Source organism: Pseudomonas sp. Ma2-10, from assembly GCF_054330215.1.
Map to the genome: position 1 here is coordinate 170,496 of NZ_JBTEYL010000003.1, position 17,724 is coordinate 188,219.

The following is a 17,724-nucleotide window of genomic DNA, read 5'->3' on the forward strand; positions in this document are numbered from 1 at the left end:
GCTCCGCTGGGGCACATGACTGTCAGGGATAACCGCATGACAACCCGCACGACTTATAACGACACCGCGCCAGCGCAACCGACGAACTCCGCCACCCGCGTGGCGACCGCGAGTTTCATCGGCACCGCCATCGAGTTCTACGATTTCTACGTCTATGCCACTGCCGCTGCGCTGGTGATCGGTCCGGTATTTTTTCCGCAGACCTCCGGCACAGCCCAGATGCTGTCGGCATTCCTCACCTTCGGCATCGCCTTCCTGGCTCGACCGCTGGGATCGGCGCTTTTCGGCCACTTCGGTGACCGCATCGGGCGAAAATCGACGCTGGTTGCCTCGCTGCTGCTGATGGGCGTTTGCACCACGCTGATCGGCGTACTCCCGGGTTACGACAGCATTGGGGCCTGGGCGCCGATTCTGCTTTGCGTGCTGCGCTTCGGCCAGGGCCTGGGACTGGGCGGTGAATGGGGCGGCGCGGCGTTGCTGGCGACGGAAAATGCACCGAAGGGCAAACGCGCCTGGTTCGGCATGTTCCCGCAGCTTGGCCCCTCGATCGGCTTCCTGGCGGCCAATGGTTTGTTTCTTACGCTGGCAATGACCCTGAACGACGAGCAGTTCCGCTCGTGGGGCTGGCGGATTCCGTTCCTGCTCAGTGCCGCGTTGGTGATGGTCGGTCTGTACGTGCGCCTCAAGCTTCACGAAACGCCGGTGTTTGCCAACGCAATGGCTCGCCAGGAGCGGGTGAAGATCCCGCTGGTCGAGCTGCTCAGCCAATACTGGGCGCCGATGTTGCTGGGTGCCGGCGCGATGGTGGTCTGCTACGCATTGTTTTATATCTCGACGGTGTTTTCGCTGAGTTATGGCGTATCGACACTGGGCTACACCCGCGAGACTTTCCTCGCGCTGCTGTGCTTCGCCGTGCTGTTCATGGCCGCCGCTACGCCGCTGTCGGCCTGGGCCAGTGATCGTTACGGGCGCAAACCGGTGCTGATCATCGGCGGTGTGCTGGCGATTCTGTCCGGTTTCCTGATGGAGCCGCTGCTGACCCAAGGTTCGACCTGGGGCGTGGCGCTGTTCCTGTGCATCGAGCTGTTTTTGATGGGCGTGACGTTTGCGCCGATGGGCGCGCTGCTGCCAGAGCTGTTTCCGACTCACATTCGCTATACCGGTGCGTCGGCGGCCTACAACCTGGGCGGCATTGTCGGTGCCTCGGCGGCGCCATTCTTCGCACAGAAGCTGGTGGCGATGGGTGGTTTGAGTTATGTCGGCGGGTATGTGTCGGGGGCGGCGGTGCTGAGCTTGATTGCTGTGCTGTGCCTGAAGGAAACGCGCGATAACGATCTGAATCGGGTCTCATAAGATCGTTCCCACGCCCTGCGCGGGAACGACCGCAGAGGACGTTTACAGCTCTACTACGACCGCCTGAGAGGCGCGGATAGCCTTGGCGCGAGCAGCGTCAATCGACTCATCACGCGCCAGCGCCACACCCATCCGACGCTGACCATTCACCTCAGGCTTGCCGAACAGACGCAATGCCGTATCCGGCTCGCTCAACGCAGCACCGAGATTGGCGAAAGCCGTCTGAGTCGACTGCCCTTCCACCAGAATCACCGCCGAAGCCGATGGACCGAACTGACGGATCAATGGAATCGGCAGGCCCAGAATCGCCCGTGCGTGTAGCGCAAACTGCGACAGGTCCTGGGAAATCAACGTCACCAGACCGGTGTCATGTGGACGCGGCGAGACCTCGCTGAACCAGACTTGATCGCCTTTGATGAACAGCTCAACACCAAACAGTCCACGGCCACCCAAGGCTTCAGTGACGGCTTGGGCAACGCGCTCGGATTCGGCCAGGGCCGTCGGACTCATGGCTTGTGGCTGCCAGGATTCCTGATAGTCGCCCTTCTCTTGACGGTGACCGACTGGCGCGCAGAACGTAGTGCCGCCAACGTGACGCACAGTCAACAGGGTGATTTCGTAGTCGAAATCGATAAAGCCTTCGATGATTACGCGTCCTTTACCGGCTCGGCCGCCTTCTTGAGCGTAATCCCAGGCTTTCTGCACGTCATCAACGCTACGCAGCAGGCTCTGGCCTTTGCCCGACGAGCTCATCACCGGTTTAACCACACATGGAAAGCCGAGGTCTTCGACCGCCTTGCTGTAGTCCTCAAAGGTGTCGGCGAAGTGGTACGGCGAGGTCGGCAGGTCCAGCTCTTCAGCGGCCAAACGACGGATGCCTTCACGGTTCATGGTCAACTGCGTGGCGCGAGCGGTCGGGATCACGGTAAAGCCTTCGGCTTCCAGTTCCACGAGGGTCGCGGTGGCAATGGCTTCGATTTCCGGCACGATGAAATGCGGCTTTTCGGCTTCGATCACTGCACGCAGGGCGGCGCCATCGAGCATGTTGATCACATGGCTGCGATGGGCAACCTGCATGGCAGGCGCATTGGCGTAGCGATCCACGGCAATCACTTCAACGCCCAGGCGTTGCAGTTCGATCACCACTTCCTTGCCCAACTCGCCACAGCCACACAGCAATACGCGGGTCGCGGTTGGCGACAATGGAGTTCCGATACGGGTCATCTCAGGTCCTCAAGAAGCGGATCATCGAGGGTAGCGGCGCCTGGCGCGCTTCCCATGGGGAGAAAGCGCGGCATTTTACATGAACCTGCGGGTTTGGCTTCAGCTGACGACGGCCTGTTTGCGCAAGCGCCAGGCCATGATCAACCACACGGCCGTCACGCCCGCGAACTTCGAGCCCATGGCGGTAAGGATCACGCCTGGAGTGAACGCATCGATCATGCCGAAGAAGATGAAGGTATCGAGGGGAATGCTCAGGGCCGAACTTATCCACAGGCGGTCATGTAAAGGGCGCTGGGTGATGCTGAACACCAGCCAATCGATGCATTCGGACACCGCGAACGCCGTGGCGCTGGCCAGCGCGATGGAGGGATCGGACGTCACGTAGGACAAGACCAGCGCTGCCAGCATCGCCGCGATCGCGCCATGGCCGAAACGGGTTTGCACCATGTCGCGCAAAACGAACACCAAACCACCCCAGGCCGACCAGATGATGTCCAGGTGCGGAGCGGTGGAAAAGGCGTAGTTGATCAGCACGACGCTGCTGATGTAAGCGATCAGGAAGAACATGGGAGGGGCGCACTACCTGTCAATTTGGCGCACAGGGTACTTCAGCCATACACGAGCGCCAAACCCAAACGCGAATCCTGCAGCCGTTCGCAGAGCCTGCGGCTACAGGTTGGGAGTTTTGCCGATCATCCAGAGCAAACCACTGGATTTAGCCCGCTCATGGCACAACCCCAACACCGTGCGCCGCTCTTCGTTGTCCATCCGGCTCCAGCGCGTGATCTCTTCCACTGTGCGCTGACACCCGGTGCAAATATCGTCCTCGTCCAGCGCGCAGATATTCACGCAAGGCGATCGAACCGCGCGCTCGGGCGTGCTCATTCTTCCTGCTCAACCAGATCGCGGGCATAACGTTGCGAGTTATGCACATAGTGAGCAGCGCTGGCCTCCAGCATTTTTTTCTGCGGCTCGGTCAGCTCGCGCACCACTTTGCCGGGGGAGCCCATGACCAGCGAACCGTCTGGGATCTCCTTGCCCTCACCAATCAGTGAGTTGGCGCCGATGATGCAGTTTTTGCCGATTTTCGCGCCGTTGAGGATCACCGCGTTAATCCCGATCAAGCTGTAATCGCCCACCGTGCAGCCATGAAGCATGGCGTTATGGCCGATGGTCACGCCGGTGCCGATGGTCAGCGGGTAACCCATGTCGGTATGCATTACCGTGCCGTCCTGGACGTTGCTGTTCTTGCCGATCAGGATCAGTTCGTTGTCGCCACGCAGCACAGCGTTGAACCAGACGTTGGCGCCCTCTTCCAGTTTGACCTTACCCACCAGCACGGCATTGGGTGCGACCCAGCTCTGCGGATGGGTTTCAACGCGGGCGTCGCCCAGGCGATATTTCATCTTGTTGTCCTCAAGGCCAGGCTGGCTCACTTGCAAAAAGCGGGGTTCACGCCATACGGGCGATGGCTTCAGGTATTGATAAACGTCTTGGGCGGTTGATGCAGGCTGATTTTGGCGTCATAGAGCAGGTTGATCAACTCGACGATCATAATCGCCGTCAGGCCCCAGATTTTGTACTCGCCATAACGATAGCTCGGCACGTACCAACTGCGACCCTGGTAATCGATGCGATGGGTGTGTTCGCGCGGATCCTTGCGGAAGAACTCCAGCGGTACGCTGAAGACGGCGGCAATCTCGGCATCGTTGGCCCGGTACTCGACAAAGTCCGGAACCACACCGACATAGGGTGTGACCTTGATGCCGTGCAGGGAGATCAACGGGCTCAGCGGGCCGATCACTTCAACCAGGCCCGGCGGCAGACCGATTTCTTCTTCGGCTTCGCGCAGGGCGGTGAAAATAAGGTCCGGGTCTTCAGGATCGCGTCGCCCGCCGGGAAAGGCGACTTCGCCGCCATGGGTCGAGAGCCCGCTGGCGCGCAGGGTCAGCACCAGTTCCGGCTCGTCACTGCGGGTGATGGGCACCAGCACTGCGGCCTCGGGGAAACGTTTATCGGTTTCCAGTGTGCGTGGGGTGTGGTTGCTTACTCGATGCAGTAGCTCGTCCAGCATGAGACTTCTCGATATATTCGCTACCTCGCATCATGCACCAATCGAACCGACCGCCCAACCCCATAACCACAGCATGTCGCTAAACGACAACTTGCCGACAGACACCGCCGCACGCCAAGATAGGCGCAGCATTCAGGAACCCAAGCATGAATTTTTGCAGTCAGTGCGGCAACCCGGTGACCCAGCGCATTCCAGAAGGCGATTCGCGCCTGCGTTTTGTCTGTGACAGCTGTCAGGCGATTCACTACCAGAACCCCAATATCGTCGCCGGTTGCGTGGCGACCTGGGGCTCCAAGGTCTTGTTGTGCCGACGCGCCATCGAGCCTCGGCTCGGTTATTGGACCCTGCCCGCCGGCTTCATGGAAAACGGTGAAACCATCGAGCAGGCGGCCATTCGCGAGACGGCCGAAGAAGCCTGCGCGCGGGTGCGCAACCTGAGCATCTATACGTTGATCGACGTGCCGCACATCAGCCAGGTGCATGTATTCTTTCGCGCCGAACTGGTGGACCTGGACTTTTGCGCTGGCCCCGAGAGCCTGCAAGTGCAGCTTTTCGAAGAAGCCGACATCCCTTGGTCCGAGCTGGCTTTCCGCACGGTGGGCCGTACCTTAGAATGCTTCTTCGCTGACCGGCTGACCGAGGTCTACCCGGTGCGCTCGGAGTCGATCCCGCCGCTTGCCCAGCCGGCCATCACCTAACGCTCCTTGTACTAAAATCACCTATAACTAAATAGCCGCGACACCTTTCAGGGATATCGTTTCAATGCGCTGGTTGCTTGCCGTGTTTTGCTTGTCGTTCATCGCTGTCTCCCAGGCTTCCGTTGCGGAAACCCTGGACGGCAAAGTCATCGAAAAAATTCTGGTTCTCAAATCTGCCCACCAATTGCAATTGATCAAGGACGGCAAGCCGCTCAAAACCTATCGCATCTCATTGGGAAAAAAACCCATCGGCCCAAAACTCATGGAAGGCGACAAACGCACGCCCGAAGGTTTTTACTGGCTGGACTGGCGCAAGGTCAGTGACCGTTTCAATCTGGCGATGCACATCTCCTACCCGAACATCAGTGACTCCGCGCGCTCCCGGCGTGAAGGCGTCGCCCCTGGTGGCATGATCATGATCCACGGCACCCCGGACACTGAAGAAAACCCCGAAGACCTGTTCCACACACTGGACTGGACTGACGGCTGCATTGCCATGCGCAACATGGACATGCGCGAGGTTTGGGGTTTGGTGCCGGACGGCACGATGATCGAAATCCGCCCGTAACGGCTACCTTCGGTCGCCCCTCGAAAAATAAATTCAACAGATCGCAGCCTTCGGCAGCTCCTACCGGGTAGATACCAATTTCACCCGCAGGAGCTGCCGAAGGCTGCGATCTTTACTGTTGAAATCCTGACCTCTAATACCACTTAAAACCTACAGCGCTTCAACCCACCCAACTGGGTAGGCACTCTCGCACCCATAGCAAAGTACTGGCATTGACATGGTATTTAAGTGGTATTAGGTTTAGCCCCACCACCGGGCGACAACACTCCAATATCCGCATCGGACCAAACCTACATGAATGACCTCCAGGCCCTACGCCCTGACGACACCCAGCCCACGCCGTTGTACCTGCAACTGGCGCGCAACCTGGAAGCGGCGATCCATGCCGGCCAGTGGAAAGCCGAACAGGCCATGCCGTCGGAGCGCAACCTCAGCGAAATGCTGGGCATTTCCCGTGTCACCGCCCGCAAGGCGCTGGAAGTTCTGTTCGAGCAAGGCCTGATCCGCCGCAACCAGGGTTCCGGCACCTTTATCACTCCACGCCTGGAACAACCGCTATCGCGCCTCTCGGGTTTCAGCGAGATGCTGCGCCTGAAAGGCTTTGTCCCCGGCTCGCAATGGCTGGAACGGGAAATCACTCCGCCGACCCACGAAGAACTGATCCGCCTGGGTCTCTCGCCGAACGACAAGGTCGCGCGGCTCAAACGTCTGCGTAAAGCCGACGACACGGTGATGGCGATCGAGATGAGCACCTTGCCCGCCTCGATCATTCCCAAGCCGCAAGCCGTGGGCGACTCCCTGTACGAGTACCTCGACGGCATTGGCAAGCCGATCGTCCGTGCGCTGCAGCACATTCAGGCGATCAACGCTTCGGACGAGTTCGCCGCCCTGGTGGGCATCGCCCCCGGCACCGCCATGCTGCTGATGACCCGGGTCGGTTACCTGGAAGACAACACGCCGATCGAAGTCACCGACACCTATTGCCGCAACGATTACTACGACTTTGTCGCAGAGCTTCGTCGATAACCCGCTTCGCCGCTAAAGAACCGAGAACCGATCATGTCTGAAGACAACATCCTCACCGCCCACGGCTGGGTTCGCGGCCGGCTGATTCACGACCACGGCAAAGTCGTGTCGATCGAAGGCCAACCGTGCGATCCGGCCGACAACGACCTGCCATACCTGCTGCCGGGTTTCATCGACCTGCATGTTCACGGCGGCGGCGGAAAAGACATCATGGAGGGTGCGCCAGCCTTCGAGACCATCACCAAAACCCACGTGCGTTTCGGCACGACTTCGCTGCTGGCGACCACCATGACCGCGCCGCCTGCAGAAATTTCCAGCGTGCTCAAAGCCGTCGGCGAATATTGTTTGCACCGCCCGAAAGGCAGCGCCCGAGTCCTCGGCGTGCACCTGGAAGGTCCGTACATCAACCCCGGCAAACTCGGCGCTCAACCGAATTTCGCCCATACCGCGTTGATGGCCGAAGTCGAAGAATACCTGGCTCTGGCGCCGATCCGGGTGATCACCATCGCCCCGGAAATTGCCGGCCACGACGCCTTGATCCGCGACCTCAGTGCTCGCGGCGTGCGCATGCAAATCGGCCACACCCTCGGCAGTTACGAGGAAGGCGTTGCCGCGCTTGAAGCCGGCGCCAGCAGCTTCACTCATCTCTACAACGCCATGAGCCCACTGCATCACCGCGAACCGGGCATCGTCGGCGCGGCACTGGCGCACGCCAAATACGCCGAGCTGATTCCGGACTTGCTGCACGTGCACCCCGGCGCCATCCGTGTGGCCCTGCGCTCAATCCCGTGTCTGTATTGCGTCACCGACTCCACCGCTGCCGCCGGCATGCCCGACGGTGAGTACAAGCTCGGCAGCCACACCGTGACCAAATGCCTGGGCGGTGTGCGCTTGCCCGACGGCACTCTGGCCGGCAGCACGCTGACCATGGATCAGGCCCTGCGCAATCTGGTGACGATCGGTTTGCCGATTGCCGAGGCTTCGCAACGTCTTTCGCAATTCCCCGCCGACTACCTCGGCCTCAACGAACGCGGGCGTCTGCAACCCGGCAGCTGGGCCGACTGCGTGCGGCTCGATCGCTCACTCACACTGACCGCCGTCATGGTCGAAGGAGAAGACATTGACTTCAAAAATGCTTGAAGAGGCGCTGTCCTCGTTTGAGGCCGTGCAAGCCCAACTGCAACAACTGGACCCGCAAATGATCGAGATCGCCGGGCGCCTGCGTCGTCAGCCACCGCAAGTGGTGATGACCGTCGCTCGCGGCAGCTCCGATCATGCCGCCAGTTATTTTGCCTACCTGACCATGCAGCAGTTGGGCTTCCCGGTGGCGTCGTTGCCGATGTCGGTGGTGACCATGCTGCAAGCCCCGTTGAAGGTCAGCGGCCAAGTCGCGTTCGCCTTCTCGCAGTCCGGGCAAAGTCCCGACCTGGTGAATAGCATGCGTCTGCTGCGCAAGCGCGGCGCCCTGAGCATCTCGATGGTCAACGCCGAGAGCTCGCCGCTGGAGGCCGCGTGTGAATTCAGCCTGCCGTTGTGTGCTGGCACCGAAAGCAGCGTCGCCGCGACCAAGAGTTTTATCGCCACCCTCAGCGCCAGCGCCCGCCTGATCGCCCACTGGAAAGAAGATGTGGAATTGCTGGAGGCCGGCCTCGCACTGCCGGAGGGTTTGCGCGAAGCGGCGAAACAGGACTGGAACCTGGCCATCGACGCCCTGCGTGATTGCCAGCGCCTGATGGTGATCGGCCGTGGCGCCGGTTTCGCCATCGCCCAGGAAGCTGCGTTGAAATTCAAGGAAACCTCGGCGATCCAGGCTGAAGCCTTCAGCAGCGCCGAGGTCCGTCACGGCCCGATGGCGTTGATTGATGAAAATTACCCGCTGCTGATCTTCGCCCCGCGCGGTGCAGAGCAGGCCGGTTTGCTGAGCCTCGCCGCCGACATGCGCCAACGCGGTGCCCGCGTAATGCTGGCCGCACCAGATGATGTTGCCGAACGCGACCTCACACTGACCCGTGCCGAGCATCCGGCCCTCGACCCGATTCTGGCGATCCAGAGTTTCTACGTCATGGCCGCCGGTCTGGCGGTCGCCCGGGGCATGGACCCGGACCAGCCCAGGCACTTGAGCAAAGTGACGCGCACGCACTGAGCTGTCACAGGGCGAGTTGATCCGAACCCTTTTTACTGATGAGACCGAGCCATGCACAACAACAATAAAGAGCTGACCCTCAGCGCCCCGCTCAGCGGCCCGGTGCTCACGCTCGCCAAAGTCCCGGACCCGGTGTTCGCCAGCGGCGCCATGGGCGACGGGATCGCCATCGACCCGCTGAACGACACCCTCCACGCCCCGTGCGCCGGTGTCGTGGTGCACGTCGCGCGCACCGGCCACGCCATCACCTTGCGTGCCGACAACGGCGCCGAATTGCTGCTGCACCTGGGCCTCGACACGGTCGAGTTGCAGGGCGAAGGCTTCACGATGCTGGTAAAGGAAGGTGCGCGGGTCAGCAACGGCCAGCCGCTATTGCGCTACGACCTGGACAAGGTCGCGCAGCAGTGCAAAAGCCTGGTCAGCCTGATGATCTTGACCAACAGCCAGGACTTTCAGGCGCGGCCGATCACGCTGAAGTCGGTGAAAGTTGGCGAGCCATTGCTGCACATCATTCCTCGGCACGCACCTGGAGCGCAGGCTGAGGCTGAGCGCTCCGGGGAAGAGATTTACGGCCACATCCGCATCGCCCATCGCGGCGGGTTGCATGCTCGTCCGGCAGCGCTGATTCGTCAGACGGCACAAGGTTTCAAGAGTAAATCGCAGCTGCATTTCGCTGGCAAATCGGCGACCTGCGACAGCTTGATCGCACTGATGGGTTTGGCCGTTGGCGAACAGGACGAGGTTCAGGTCAGTTGCCAGGGACCGGACGCCGAGGCGGCGTTGCAAGCGTTGCTGATCGCGTTATCCACCGCGCTGGCCGAAGACAGCCACGCCGCCGCGCCGACACCGGTTGCCCGACGCACTCGAGCTGCCGAAGCAGGCGTGCTGCACGGCGTCTGCGCCGCTCCCGGTTTGGTTGCCGGGTCGTTGTTCCGCTTGAACGCAATCAGCCTGCCGGTAGACGCCGGCAACCATGATCCCGAGCAACAATTGCAAACCCTCGACACCGCGCTGACCGTCGTGCGCAGCGAAATCAACCACACCCTGGCCCAAGCCAGAAAACATCAAAACACCGACGAAGAAGCGATCTTCGCCGCGCACCTCGCCTTGCTCGAAGATCCGGCGTTGCTAGACGCGGCGAACGCCTCCATCGACCAAGGCATGGCAGCGACCCACGCGTGGAGCCAATCGATCGAGGTGCAGTGCGAGGTGCTCCAGCAACTCGGCAGCCCGTTGTTGGCCGAACGCGCCAATGATCTGCGCGACCTCAAACAACGCGTGCTGCGCGCTCTGCTCGGTGAAACCTGGCACTACGACGTGCCGGCCGACGCCATTGTCGCCGCGCATGAATTGACGCCCTCCGATCTGCTGCAACTCAGTCAGCAAGGTGTCGCCGGGTTGTGCATGGCCGAGGGCGGCGCGACTTCCCACGTGGCGATTCTCGCGCGGGGCAAAGGCCTGCCGTGCATGGTTGCACTGGGTTCTACGCTGCTGGATCAGCAGCAAGGCCAAGCCGTGGTGCTGGACGCCGATGGCGGTCGCCTTGAACTGATGCCAAATGCCGAACGTTTGGCCGAGGTCCGTCAGGCACAACTCGATCATCAACAGCGCCGCGCCGAGCAACAGGCTCAGGCTCACACCCCGGCGTTGACGCTCGACGGCTTGCGGATTGAAGTCGCCGCCAATGTGGCCTCCAGCGCTGAAGCGGTTGATGCCCTGGCCAATGGCGCCGACGGCGTCGGCTTGCTGCGTACCGAGTTTCTGTTTGTCGATCGCAGCACCGCGCCGAACGAAGAGGAACAGCGCGCTGCTTATCAAGCCGTGCTCGACGCCATGGGCGACAAGTCGGTGATCATCCGCACCATCGACGTTGGCGGCGACAAACAACTCGACTACCTGCCGCTGCCGGCTGAGGCCAATCCAGTGCTCGGTCTGCGCGGCATTCGCCTGGCTCAGGTCCGCCCGGAAATCCTCGACCAGCAATTGCGCGCCTTACTGCATGTCAGCCCACTGTCGCGTTGCCGGATCCTGTTGCCGATGGTCACCGAAGTCGACGAGTTGCTGCACATCCGCCAGCGTCTCGATGCGTTGTGCACCGAACTCGGTGTGCTTGAGCGCCCGGAACTGGGCGTGATGATCGAAGTCCCCGCCGCCGCCCTGCTGGCCGAGCAACTGGCCGAACACGCGGATTTTCTGTCCATCGGTACTAACGACTTGTCGCAGTACACCCTGGCCATGGACCGCGACCACGCGGGCCTCGCCTCGCGGGTCGACGCCATGCACCCGGCACTGCTGCGGCTGATAGCCCAGACCTGTGCGGGTGCTGCGGTGCATAACCGTTGGGTCGGTGTCTGCGGCGCGCTCGCCTCCGACCCGCTGGCCACGCCGGTTCTGATTGGCCTGGGGGTCAGCGAGTTGTCGGTCAGCCCGGTGCAGATCGGTGAAATCAAGGACCGCGTCCGCCACCTGGACACGAGCGAATGCCGACGCATCAGCCAGGACCTGCTCACGTTGAGCAGCGCCGGCGCGGTGCGTCACGCCTGTCACCAGCAATGGCCTCTGAGCTGAACGACACCTACAGCTCTAAAACAAAAAGAACACAGGGAGAATTGCCATGTACCACTACTTCATCGAAGGCCTGCAGCGCCTCGGCCGTGCCCTGATGCTGCCGATCGCGATCCTGCCGATCGCCGGGCTGTTGCTGCGCCTGGGCGACACCGATCTGCTGAACATCGCGATCATCCACGACGCCGGCCAAGTCATCTTCGCCAACCTGGCGATGATCTTCGCCATCGGCATCGCGGTCGGTTTCGCCAAGGACAACAACGGCACCGCGGGCCTCGCCGGGGTGATTGGCTATCTGGTGATGATCTCCACCCTCAAGGTGCTCGACGCAAGCATCAACATGGGCATGCTCGCCGGGATCGTCAGCGGCTTGATGGCGGGCGCGCTGTACAACCGCTTCAAGGACATCAAACTGCCGGAGTACCTGGCGTTCTTTGGCGGCCGGCGCTTCGTGCCAATTGTCACCGGGTTCGCCGCCGTCGGCCTAGGCGTCATTTTCGGTCTGATCTGGCCGCCCATCCAACACGGCATCAACAATTTCGGTGTATTGATGCTGGAAAGCGGCAGCCTCGGTGCTTTCATTTTCGGCGTGCTCAACCGCCTGCTGATCGTCACCGGCCTGCACCACATCATCAACAACATGGCGTGGTTCGTCTTCGGCAACTTCACCGACCCGACCACGGGCGCTCTCGTGACCGGCGACATCTCGCGCTACTTTGCCGGCGACCCCAAGGGCGGCCAATTCACCACTGGCATGTTCCCGATGATGCTCTTCGGCCTGCCCGCCGCGTGCCTGGCGATGTACCGCAATACCCTGCCGGAACGCCGTAAGGTCATGGGCGGGATTTTTCTGTCGATGGCGCTGACGTCATTTTTGACGGGGGTCACCGAGCCGATCGAATTCGCCTTCATGTTCCTCGCGCCACTGCTTTTTTTGCTGCACGTGCTGCTAACCGGTTTGTCGATGGCCGTTACCAACCTGCTGAACATCCACCTCGGATTTACCTTCTCGGGCGGCTTTATCGACATGATCCTCGGCTGGGGCAAATCCACCAACGGCTGGCGGGTCATCCCGGTGGGACTGGCGTATGCGGTGATCTACTACGTGGTGTTTGATTTCTGCATTCGCCGCTTCAACCTCAAGACACCGGGGCGTGAAGATATTCCAGTGGGCGACAAAGTCGTCGTGGCTGAAAACGAACGGGCCGGGGCTTATATCAAGGCGTTGGGCGGTGCGCAGAACTTGATCACCGTGGGCGCATGTACAACGAGGCTGAGGCTGGACATGGTGGATCGCAACAAGGCAAACGATGCAGAGTTAAAAGCGCTGGGTGCGATGGCGGTTGTGCGTCCGGGCAAGGGTGGGAGTTTGCAGGTCGTGGTCGGGCCGATGGCCGACAGCATTGCCGATGAGATTCGCTTGGCGATGCCTGCATTGGGCCGCGCGATCATTTCCTCCCCCGCGGCGGGGATCGATGCGCCGAAACTTGCGGCAGTGGCGAATTCAGAAGCACAGCAATGGTTGAATGCCTTGGGCGGTGGCGAGAATGTATTGCAGATGGATTGCATCGCCATGACCCGGATTCGATTGCATCTGGCGGATGGCAAGGCGTTGTCGGAAAGCGATTTGAAGGCGTTGGGTTGCCAGGGCGTCAGCCAGCTGGATGGCGGGGTTTGGCATCTGTTGGTTGGCGACAAGGCATCGAGTTTGAATGATGCACTGGAGGCCTTGGTCAATCGCAGTGAGGTGAGCGCCAAGGTTTAGATGGTTGGCGCCTGACAGGCCTATATCGCGAGCAATAAAAACCCGCTGAAATCACTTCAGCGGGTTTTTCATTTCAGCGATCCGGAAGATCAGAAATCCTCCAGCCGCCACACCTCATAAGCCGGTGTCTCGTAGGGATGACTGAGTTTCAATGCAGCCACCACGGCCACTATCCACTCATCCGCCACCACAAGCTCAACCTTCCATTCCTCAACCTGCTCGACCTGCCCCGCGCGCCCAATAAACGGCTGGCTGCCATCCAATGGACGAAACTGACCGAGGCCGAGCACTTGCCAGGCGCAATGGTCATAAGCACCGATCCGTCCGCCACCGGCAGCGAATACGGCACTTTTGACTTGCTCCACATGACTGGCCGGAACAAAAAAGCTGAGCTTATACACAGCGCTTAGTTAACCCAGACCCGAGCATTACGGAACATACGCATCCAAGGTGCATCTTCGTTCCAGTCTTCCGAACGCCACGAGTTCTGCACCGCGCGGAACACTCGCTCCGGGTGCGGCATCATGATCGTCACGCGACCGTCGCGGCTGGTCAAACCGGTGATCCCGCGCGGCGAGCCGTTCGGGTTGGCCGGGTAGTTTTCGGTGACCTTGCCGTGGTTGTCGACAAAACGCATCGCCACGCAACCCGACAGATCGGCTTCCAGCAACGCATCTTCGCTGGCGAACTCGGCATGACCTTCACCGTGAGCAATAGCGATCGGCATACGCGAACCGGCCATGCCTTGCAGGAAGATCGAGTTCGATTCCTGGACCTGAACCATCGCCACACGGGCTTCGAACTGCTCGGAACGGTTACGCACAAAGTGCGGCCAGAACTCGCTGCCCGGGATCAGCTCGTGCAGGTTGGACATCATCTGGCAACCGTTGCACACGCCGAGTGTGAAGCTGTCGTTACGCTCGAAGAAACCCTGGAACGCATCGCGTGCACGGCTATTGAACAGCGCGGACTTGGCCCAGCCTTCGCCGGCGCCGAGAACGTCGCCGTAGGAGAAACCGCCGCACGCCACCAGGCCTTTGAACTCGTTCAGGTCGACACGGCCCGCCAGGATATCGCTCATGTGCACGTCGATCGCGTTGAAACCGGCACGGTCGAACGCGGCCGCCATTTCCACCTGACCGTTGACGCCCTGCTCACGCAGCACGGCAACCTGTGGGCGGATGCCTTTCTTGATGTAAGGCGCAGCGACGTCCTGGTTGACGTCGTAGCTCAGCTTGACGCTCAGGCCCGGGTTGTCTTCTTCCAGCAGCACGTCGAACTCTTGCTCGGCGCAGTCGGCGTTATCACGCAGACGCTGGATCTGGTAGCTGGTTTCAGCCCACTGACGTTGCAGCAGACGGCGCTGACCTTCGAATACGGTTTCGCCGTTGAAGGTGACGTTGATCTGGCCGTTGTTCATCGGCTGACCGATGACCGACACGCACTCGCCCAAGCCAGCGGCGCTAAACTGCGCGAGGATGTCTGGGGTCGCGTCCTGGCGAACCTGGATCACGGCGCCCAGTTCTTCGTTGAACAGGATTGCAGCGATGTCGGCCGAGGTTTCTGCCAGACCGTCGAGGTTCAGGCTCAGACCGCAGTGGCCGGCAAAGGCCATTTCCACAGTGCTGGTCAGCAGACCACCGTCGGAACGGTCATGGTAAGCCAGCAGGTGACCGTCGGCGTTGAGGCCCTGGATCACGGCGAAGAAGGCTTTGAGGTCTTCGGCATCGTCGACGTCCGGCGCTTGCGAGCCGAGCTTGCCGTGAACCTGGGCGAGGATCGAGGCGCCCATGCGGTTTTGGCCACGGCCCAGATCGATCAGGATCAGGTCAGTGGTGCCTTTGTCCATGCGCAGTTCCGGCGTCAGGGTCTGACGAATGTCAGCCACGGGCGCGAAACCGGTCACGATCAGGGACATCGGCGAGGTCACGGCCTTGTCGACGCCTTCGTCGCTCCAGCGCGTGGCCATGGACATGGAGTCCTTGCCCACCGGAATGGTAATCCCCAGTTCTGGACACAGTTCCATGCCGACCGCTTTCACGGTGTCGTACAGACGCGCGTCTTCGCCGGGGTGACCGGCTGCGGACATCCAGTTGGCCGACAGTTTGATGTCGGAGATCTTGTTGATGCGCGAAGCCGCGATGTTGGTCAGGGTTTCGCCGATGGCCATGCGGCCCGACGCCGGAGCGTCCAGCAGTGCCAGCGGAGTGCGCTCGCCCATGGCCATGGCTTCACCGGTGTACACGTCGAAGCTGGTGGCGGTGACGGCAACGTCGGCGACCGGAACCTGCCACGGGCCGACCATCTGATCACGGGCAACGAGGCCGGTGATGGTGCGGTCGCCGATGGTGATCAGGAAACTTTTGCTCGCCACGGCCGGGTGATGCAGAACGCGTTCGACGCAGTCTGCAATCTCGAGGGTCGACGGATCGAAATCGTCACCCAGTTCGTTTTCGCGAACGGCCGAACGGTGCATGCGCGGGGCTTTGCCCAGCAGCACTTCCAGCGGCATGTCCACCGGGCTGTTGCCGAAGTGACTGTCGGTGACCGTCAGTTGCGGCTCGGCAGTGGCTTCGCCGACCACGGCAAACGGGCAACGCTCACGTTCGCAGATCGCCTGGAAGCGTTCGAAGTCGGCCGGGCCGACCGCCAGAACGTAGCGTTCCTGGGATTCGTTACTCCAGATTTCGTGCGGGGCCATGCCCGGCTCGTCGTTTGGAATGTTGCGCAGTTCGAAGCGACCGCCACGGTTGCCATCGTTGACCAGTTCCGGGAAGGCATTGGACAGACCGCCCGCGCCGACGTCGTGGATGAAGCTGATCGGGTTGTGTTCACCCAACTGCCAGCAACGGTCGATGACTTCCTGGCAGCGACGTTCCATCTCAGGGTTTTCGCGCTGTACGGAAGCGAAGTCCAGGTCTGCCGAGCTGGTGCCGGTGGCCATGGAGGAAGCCGCACCGCCGCCCAGGCCGATCAGCATCGCCGGGCCGCCAAGCACGATCAGCTTGGAGCCAACGGTGATTTCGGCTTTCTGTACGTGTTCGGCACGGATGTTACCCATGCCGCCGGCCAGCATGATCGGTTTGTGGTAACCGCGAACTTCGTCGCCACGCGGGGTGGTGATCGACTGTTCGAACGTACGGAAATAACCGGTCAGGGCCGGACGACCGAATTCGTTGTTGAACGCGGCGCCTCCCAGTGGGCCTTCGATCATGATGTCCAGCGCGGTAACGATGCGCTCAGGCTTGCCGTACGGCACTTCCCACGGCTGTTCGAAGCCCGGGATTTGCAGGTTGGACACGGTGAAACCGGTCAGGCCAGCCTTTGGCTTGGCGCCGCGACCGGTGGCGCCTTCGTCGCGAATCTCGCCGCCGCTACCGGTGGACGCGCCCGGGAACGGGGCAATCGCGGTCGGGTGGTTATGCGTTTCGACTTTCATCAGGATGTGCACCGGTTCCTGAACCGCGCCGTACTGACGGGTTTCAGGGTCCGGGAAGAAACGACCGGCGACGTTACCGACGATCACCGAAGCGTTGTCCTTATAAGCCGACAGAACGCCTTCGCTGTGCATCACGTAGGTGTTCTTGATCATGCCGAACAGGCTTTTTTCCTGGCTCTGACCGTCGATGTCCCAACTGGCGTTGAAGATCTTGTGACGGCAGTGCTCGGAGTTCGCCTGGGCGAACATCATCAGTTCGATGTCGTGCGGGTTGCGCTTCAAGTCGACGAAGGCGTTGACCAGGTAGTCGATCTCGTCTTCGGCCAGGGCCAGGCCCAGCTCGGTGTTGGCTTTTTCCAGCGCTGCGCGGCCGCCACCCAGCACGTCGATTGCGGTCAGCGGTTTCGGCTCCGCATGACTGAACAGACCGGCGGCCTGTTCCAGGTTGCCGAGGACGATTTGGGTCATGCGGTCGTGCAGCGCGCCTGCGATCAGCTGCGCTTCGGCGTCGCTGAACTGGCCGGCGACATAGAAAGCAATGCCGCGCTCCAGGCGTTGGATTTTCGTCAGGCCGCAGTTGCGAGCGATGTCGCTGGCTTTACTGGACCATGGCGAGATGGTGCCAAAACGCGGCAACACCAAAAACAGACGACCGGTCGGCTCTTGTACCGGGACACTTGGGCCGTACTTCAGAAGGCGCGCGAGCACCTGCTGTTCGTCGCCGGTCAGGACGCCGGTAACTTCGGCGAAGTGAGCGAATTCAGCATATAAGCCGCTGACAGCCGGGACCTTCTGGCTCAGTTGCTCAAGGAGTTTGCTGTGGCGAAAGGCAGAAAGGGCAGGAGCGCCGCGCAGGATCAACATCTTCG

General features: G+C 61.2%; 15 protein-coding genes. 8 read left to right on the forward strand and 7 right to left on the reverse strand.

Annotated features, from left to right (window positions below; translation table 11 throughout):
* Positions 1 to 36 precede the first annotated feature (36 nt).
* Positions 37 to 1,353, forward strand: a complete 1,317-nt coding sequence (locus tag ACXPVS_RS05870) for an MFS transporter (RefSeq protein WP_458509079.1) — start codon at positions 37 to 39, stop codon at positions 1,351 to 1,353.
* A gap of 42 nt (positions 1,354 to 1,395) precedes the next feature.
* Here ACXPVS_RS05870 and purT read toward each other — a convergent pair whose 3' ends face one another.
* The 5 genes from purT to ACXPVS_RS05895 all read right to left on the reverse strand — a co-directional run bounded on the left by purT (position 1,396) and on the right by ACXPVS_RS05895 (position 4,651).
* Positions 1,396 to 2,577 carry a formate-dependent phosphoribosylglycinamide formyltransferase gene (gene purT / locus ACXPVS_RS05875; protein WP_458509080.1) on the reverse strand — a complete coding sequence of 394 codons (1,182 nt, stop codon included), beginning with the start codon at positions 2,575 to 2,577 and terminating at the stop codon, positions 1,396 to 1,398.
* Between the two features lie 99 nt (positions 2,578 to 2,676).
* Positions 2,677 to 3,144 (reverse strand): preQ0 transporter, encoded by a 468-nt coding sequence (locus ACXPVS_RS05880; RefSeq protein WP_458509081.1) that lies wholly within the window; start codon positions 3,142 to 3,144, stop codon positions 2,677 to 2,679.
* Between the two features lie 102 nt (positions 3,145 to 3,246).
* Positions 3,247 to 3,462 carry a DUF1289 domain-containing protein gene (locus ACXPVS_RS05885; protein ID WP_458509082.1) on the reverse strand — a complete coding sequence of 72 codons (216 nt, stop codon included), beginning with the start codon at positions 3,460 to 3,462 and terminating at the stop codon, positions 3,247 to 3,249.
* Positions 3,459 to 3,983 (reverse strand): gamma carbonic anhydrase family protein, encoded by a 525-nt coding sequence (locus ACXPVS_RS05890; protein ID WP_007954617.1) that lies wholly within the window; start codon positions 3,981 to 3,983, stop codon positions 3,459 to 3,461. Before ACXPVS_RS05890 ends, ACXPVS_RS05885 begins: the two co-directional genes overlap by 4 nt.
* A 68-nt stretch (positions 3,984 to 4,051) precedes the next feature.
* Positions 4,052 to 4,651, reverse strand: coding sequence for a CoA pyrophosphatase (locus ACXPVS_RS05895; protein ID WP_458509083.1), 600 nt, complete (start codon positions 4,649 to 4,651; stop codon positions 4,052 to 4,054).
* 146 nt (positions 4,652 to 4,797) lie between these two features.
* On the opposite strand from ACXPVS_RS05895, the gene ACXPVS_RS05900 reads away from it, so the two are divergent.
* The 7 genes from ACXPVS_RS05900 to nagE all read left to right on the forward strand — a co-directional run bounded on the left by ACXPVS_RS05900 (position 4,798) and on the right by nagE (position 13,416).
* Positions 4,798 to 5,349 (forward strand): NUDIX hydrolase, encoded by a 552-nt coding sequence (locus ACXPVS_RS05900; protein WP_458509084.1) that lies wholly within the window; start codon positions 4,798 to 4,800, stop codon positions 5,347 to 5,349.
* Between the two features lie 64 nt (positions 5,350 to 5,413).
* Positions 5,414 to 5,917, forward strand: coding sequence for a L,D-transpeptidase family protein (locus ACXPVS_RS05905; RefSeq protein ID WP_458509085.1), 504 nt, complete (start codon positions 5,414 to 5,416; stop codon positions 5,915 to 5,917).
* 294 nt (positions 5,918 to 6,211) lie between these two features.
* Positions 6,212 to 6,943: a GntR family transcriptional regulator gene (locus ACXPVS_RS05910; protein ID WP_008151596.1), complete on the forward strand. Its 732-nt coding sequence runs from the start codon at positions 6,212 to 6,214 to the stop codon at positions 6,941 to 6,943.
* A 33-nt stretch (positions 6,944 to 6,976) separates the two neighbouring features.
* Positions 6,977 to 8,083 (forward strand): N-acetylglucosamine-6-phosphate deacetylase, encoded by a 1,107-nt coding sequence (nagA, locus tag ACXPVS_RS05915; protein WP_458509086.1) that lies wholly within the window; start codon positions 6,977 to 6,979, stop codon positions 8,081 to 8,083.
* Complete coding sequence (locus ACXPVS_RS05920; RefSeq protein ID WP_458509087.1) at positions 8,064 to 9,086, forward strand: SIS domain-containing protein; 1,023 nt, start codon at positions 8,064 to 8,066, stop codon at positions 9,084 to 9,086. Before nagA ends, ACXPVS_RS05920 begins: the two co-directional genes overlap by 20 nt.
* A gap of 51 nt (positions 9,087 to 9,137) precedes the next feature.
* Entirely contained in the window at positions 9,138 to 11,654 is a 2,517-nt protein-coding gene (gene ptsP / locus ACXPVS_RS05925; RefSeq protein ID WP_458509088.1) for a phosphoenolpyruvate--protein phosphotransferase, read from the forward strand.
* Between the two features lie 46 nt (positions 11,655 to 11,700).
* A complete protein-coding gene (gene nagE, locus ACXPVS_RS05930; protein ID WP_458509089.1) occupies positions 11,701 to 13,416 on the forward strand; it encodes an N-acetylglucosamine-specific PTS transporter subunit IIBC in 1,716 nt (571 codons plus the stop codon).
* Positions 13,417 to 13,505: 89 nt separating this feature from the next.
* Here nagE and ACXPVS_RS05935 read toward each other — a convergent pair whose 3' ends face one another.
* Positions 13,506 to 13,817, reverse strand: a complete 312-nt coding sequence (locus ACXPVS_RS05935) for an NGG1p interacting factor NIF3 (RefSeq protein WP_458509090.1) — start codon at positions 13,815 to 13,817, stop codon at positions 13,506 to 13,508.
* A 5-nt stretch (positions 13,818 to 13,822) separates the two neighbouring features.
* The gene (gene purL, locus ACXPVS_RS05940; RefSeq protein ID WP_458509091.1) at positions 13,823 to 17,719 is read right to left on the reverse strand and encodes a phosphoribosylformylglycinamidine synthase; all 3,897 of its coding nucleotides are present in this window, start codon (positions 17,717 to 17,719) and stop codon (positions 13,823 to 13,825) included.
* Positions 17,720 to 17,724: the final 5 nt, after the last annotated feature.